The sequence below is a fragment of the Chamaesiphon sp. genome, assembly GCF_041738855.1.
In the GTDB taxonomy this organism is placed as follows: Bacteria; Cyanobacteriota; Cyanobacteriia; order Cyanobacteriales; family Chamaesiphonaceae; genus Chamaesiphon.
Window position 1 is genome coordinate 1 of sequence record NZ_JBGSPA010000180.1, and the last position, 4,728, is coordinate 4,728.

At 44.8% G+C, this 4,728-nt stretch carries 5 protein-coding genes; 1 reads left to right on the forward strand and 4 read right to left on the reverse strand.

Annotation, left to right across the window (positions count from 1 at the left end; all coding sequences use genetic code 11):
* Window positions 1–253 precede the first annotated feature (253 nt).
* From ACEW9I_RS19130 to ACEW9I_RS19145, 4 genes are all read right to left on the reverse strand, one after another.
* On the reverse strand, window positions 254–1,213 hold the full coding sequence (locus ACEW9I_RS19130; protein WP_373541923.1) for a tyrosine-type recombinase/integrase: 960 nt from the start codon (window positions 1,211–1,213) through the stop codon (window positions 254–256).
* Between the two features lie 41 nt (window positions 1,214–1,254).
* A complete protein-coding gene (locus ACEW9I_RS19135; protein ID WP_373541924.1) occupies window positions 1,255–1,869 on the reverse strand; it encodes an RES family NAD+ phosphorylase in 615 nt (204 codons plus the stop codon).
* Window positions 1,847–2,533 carry a helix-turn-helix transcriptional regulator gene (locus ACEW9I_RS19140; protein ID WP_373541925.1) on the reverse strand — a complete coding sequence of 229 codons (687 nt, stop codon included), beginning with the start codon at window positions 2,531–2,533 and terminating at the stop codon, window positions 1,847–1,849. Before ACEW9I_RS19140 ends, ACEW9I_RS19135 begins: the two co-directional genes overlap by 23 nt.
* A 671-nt stretch (window positions 2,534–3,204) precedes the next feature.
* On the reverse strand, window positions 3,205–3,612 hold the full coding sequence (locus ACEW9I_RS19145) for a hypothetical protein (protein ID WP_373541926.1): 408 nt from the start codon (window positions 3,610–3,612) through the stop codon (window positions 3,205–3,207).
* 622 nt (window positions 3,613–4,234) lie between these two features.
* Here ACEW9I_RS19145 and ACEW9I_RS19150 point away from each other — a divergent pair.
* Window positions 4,235–4,606 carry a hypothetical protein gene (locus ACEW9I_RS19150; protein ID WP_373541927.1) on the forward strand — a complete coding sequence of 124 codons (372 nt, stop codon included), beginning with the start codon at window positions 4,235–4,237 and terminating at the stop codon, window positions 4,604–4,606.
* Window positions 4,607–4,728 lie beyond the last annotated feature (122 nt).

Consider the following 4,728-nt stretch of genomic DNA (forward strand, 5'->3'; position numbering starts at 1 on the left):
CAATGTTTTTTCAACTATTAATGATATTGATGGTGGATTTTAATGTGCCAAAAATTGAAAAAATTCTGCTGTTAGCCTAAAAGTGTTGAAATGCCTGAGTTTGAGGAGACAAAACTTCATCGAACTCAGGTTACTAGTAACTTCGATGCTTTTACTTTAGCTTGCATATTCTTACTCGTCAAGAGTATGCGCTACTTTTTAGTTAGAAACAATACTTTTTGCTGAGATTAGCTACTCAAACCCCGATCGTCACCTAAACCAAATCCGCCAACACACCAGAAGCCTTCCCCTGCAAACCCTTCCGGTTATCGTCATAGATCATCAGCGTATCCAATCTTGAATGCCGACTCAACCGCTGCGCCGTCCGCACGTCGCCCCCACTGGCATCCAAAAAAGTCGTGATCGCACTATGCCGCACCCGATGCGGCGATAAATGCTTAGTAATCCCCGCAGCCTTGCCGATCCCTGCCACCAACCGCGCCACCGAACGCCCCGACAATCGCTGCCCATAAGACCTGCCATCGAGCGCGATAAAGATCGGTTCGTCTGCCGTACCTGCCCTAACTGCCAACCAATCCTGGAGCGCATAAACCGTCCGCGCAGCTAGATCGATCGACTGTAGTTGAGTCTTTCCCTTCCCCACGATCCACAACTGCCCATCCCGAAAATCTTGAATATTTGTCGCCACCAATTCCCCTCGCCGCAAAGCATTATCCCAAAGTAGCCGCAGGATGGCATAGTCCCGTTTGCCCTTAAAACTCGCTCGATCTACACACGCTAACATCCCGCGATAAGCAGCCGCATCCACCCCCGAAGTATCGCGATACTTCTCCACCCGCACATGGGGAATATCTTCCAAACTAAAACGGCACTGTCCTAATTTGCGCGCGTGATTGGTTAGCGATTTAATCGCCGAGAGCCGAGTATTAATCGTCGCCGGAGCCAACCCTGCATCCAAGAGCAACCCCTTATATTTAAGTACCACCCCCACCGCTTGATGCTGGGACAGATTCAAAAACTCTTGAATCTGGTCGGGATTGGCAATCGCCCCTGTCAGTTGAGTAAAAAAATCATCCAAAGCCGCCGCATACGTCCGTTTGGTATTCGGGGAGATATGCAGCTTCAAAAAATCCGTCCAGACATCATCCAAACTCTGGGCGACACCGGAGATCGAGTTAACAGTTGAATTACTCTTGACTAGAGATGATGTCATCAAATTTTAGTGCTTAATTAAATGAAATTATTATCTAGATATCACAACAATCCATAATCATAATAGTCCAAAATTTCGGCAAGTAACTTTGGATTAGATGTTAGTAAATTGCCCAAATTCTGCTCCTGAATTTCAGTCTCACAACGGTCGAAGATTCCATAACAATACCGCTCGTCATCATGCCGAGATCGATATCTAATCCCATCCACACCCTGCGGATGATCGTAAATCGCCTGTGCCCACACTCTAGCATCAGTATAAGCTCCCGAAGACAACCGCGCATCGGCTCCCATCTTCACCAAACTACTCCCCGTCAGATCGGCAAATACTAACTCTCGTTGACAAGAGATCGCATATAAATTCCGTTGCCTCAGTACTGACTCAGAAACCCCCTTAGCCCCGTGAGTCCTGCCATAGCATTCGATCCAACTCGCATATACATCAGCCCCCACATACAAAATACCATAGCCCTGAGCCGGACTATCAAACCTGCCTTTACCAGTGCGATCGAAATACAAACTAGAGGAAAATTCAACCACATTCAATCGATACCAAGTTCCCTGACTGGTCGAGGTTGGCAACTCTCTACTATGAAAATCTGACGGTGGCAATGGATGGGGAATTAACGGATCTTCAGGCTGGATTTGGTTCGCCATAACCAGCAGCAGCAGTAACTACAGCATCGATATTTCCAGCCACCAAACATTCCAAAGGAGTGAGATTATCTAACCGTAAATCCCCAGTTTTCATAAACATTAACTGCGTCCAAGCATCAAACTTAGCCAGCGCAGTCAATACCAAATCGAGTCCAACTAAAACACCCCCATCTTGAAACTGCCACAGTGGATAAAAATAGCCTCGTTTCCCCAACGAAACAGCCAAAAGTTGTCCCTTACTCCGCCGTTTATCCACAGCCTGTCGGGAAATTCCCAATAATTGAGCGACTTCCTCACTTCGTAACGGTTGCCCATCGCTGTATAGTAGTTCTTGCTTGACTCTCATCCCCCGCAATCGCGCACCTGCTAACGGATCTGTCGGTGCGAGTTCGGCAAGTAGTTCGGGTGCAGTCAAAGCCGAGATCGTCCACTCAAAACTATTAGTGTGAGGATTTGCCGTAACGTTACTCGCATGACTGGCAGCTAGAGCCACATCGAGCGTTGCTTGCCAATATTGGGACAACTTGTGATGGTGCTTTGATTCCCGCAATAAGGTGGCTAAAGCCTCCTTAAACTGGGGCGAAGCATCGAGTAAATTATCGATCAGTCTTTGTTCGATCTTAGTGGAGGTTTGCACTCGATCGATTAAGGTGTCTACACTCATTTTTTAAATTGAGAATTGAGAATTGAGAATTGAGAATTATTGCTTTCTAAACTGAGAGTTCGATCGACAACTCGATCCAGCCACGATCCAGCCACGATCGATTTCTACTAAGACCGCCCACACAAAACGTCAGAATTGTGCAACTTCGTCAATCTGTATTCAGATTAACAAAGTTAAGCAACTTCGTCAACTGAAGTGAGCGATCGACAGAGTTGAGTCCGAAAACGCGCATTATCGGTCTCAATTACAACTGACTCCATTTGACCAGATTTCTTGCTCCAATAGCGATCGCATCATCATCGTGTTTCGAGTTGAAGTCCTTATAGAAGTAATTATCGGTACCTGAATCGCTAATTATCAGCGCAAGTAGAGCGGCAGGGTGTCAGATTTGTACCTGCTTGCGTCCCCGATCCTCCCTTACTATAGGCATCAACCCTGAATCCCACAAACATTGAGCATCAGCATAGCGACGAGGCAGATAAAAAGCTAAGAAAAACCCCACCTCGGTACCGAGACGGTAGCATCTCGGCGACGAGGTACCGAGTTAGCTATGTCACCGCGCGTCAATTTGCGTTAGAGGAAACAGGGTATGGGAGCGTTACTAATTTCGTTCCCCTTTAAATTGAATGTCATCGTCACTTTGTGTCAGTAGATCGGGTATGGGAGCGTTACTAATTTCGTTCCCCTTTAAATTGAATGTCATCGAGCGGGGGAATCCGCTCATCATCGTCATCCCAGGAATCATCATTCTCGTCAACCTCACTGTCTTTATTTGCAAAGCTGATTGGCTGCTGTTTTTCCTCGAATCGATTAAGACTTCCAGCTATCTCAACCATCCCTTGAATAATCTCCGCCTGGGCTTTGAGATTAGATCTCGACTCAATGCTTGCTATTTGAAATTCAATTCCGTCTGTTTTCCCAAGCTCAAACATGGCAATCGGCAAATATTTGTCCTTGACTGCTTTCATGATTGAGGCAGAGATTGAAGCGTCTAAGCTCCCTAAATACTCGTGTAAAATTAAATGCTCTGGGTTGTCGGGGTTGGGACTAAACTCGATTACTGCTTTTCTCTTACTCATGTTCTTAACTCAACTTTAGCTCTCTATTTTCAATATACTTGTTGGTCTTGTCGTATATCCACACTCAAATACACTTCATCAGAGAATTAATAACTACATTTGTATATATAATTGTAATAAAATAGTAGCTTTTAGCTTTACTTTTTAGCACGGGTATTTCGGGGGTGTTTCGGGGGTATTGCGGGGGTATTGCACGGGTGCTTCCAGAATCGAGCGAGAGTTCTGTATTTTCTGCACGGGTGTTTCGGGGGTATTGCGGGGGTATTGCACGGGTGCATGGGTTTACAATCAACTAATATTTTAATAGTAAATTTTACAAACTTAAAATATTTATTACTACTGTCGAATTGTTGCTTGAAGCTACTTGCAGCAGCTTTATTAATTACTAATAATACCCAAACCGCTCCAAAGATTGCAAATGCGAAAATCCTCGATCTCAGTCACAATTAGAGGGCTTAGTCTGAGGTTATAGTGAGGGAAGCAAGCTAAGGCAGTGGCAGACATAAATGTCTACCACTGCCGCTTGATGGGGGATACCCCCATGCCCCCAAACCCTAGAATTTAGTAAAAATTGTGTTGCAAATCGAAACTAATTAGTTTCATAAATTACAAATATAACTACATGACAGAACTTGAGAACAGATCGAACAGATTGACGATCCGATTTACTGATTCAGAACGAACCACTCTCAGAACTACAGCAGAGAAATTAAGACTCAGCGAGGGCGAGTATGGAAGGAAAAGAATATTGAGCAAAGGTGAAATTAAACAAATAGTGATTCCCCAAGTGAATCAGGATACTTGCCTGCAATTAACTCGATTGCAGGTTGAGTTAAATCGCCAGGGAGTTAACCTAAACCAACTACTAAAACTGTTGCACTCTCGACAGGCTTCCTCAGAGACTATCAATCAAGTAGCAACTCTGATGGAGGTTTACAAAGAAACCAAGGCAACTGTGGACACTTATCAATCACAACTAATTAGGGCTTGCTGAATAAGTCATACGATCGAGTGAGCGAATCTCGAAGCACGCTCACTCGAAGCGCGTCGTCTAGCGACGATCGCCAATGATAATTTTTAGTTAAGCTCAAAGGAGATACAAGCAAGATTTCTAAT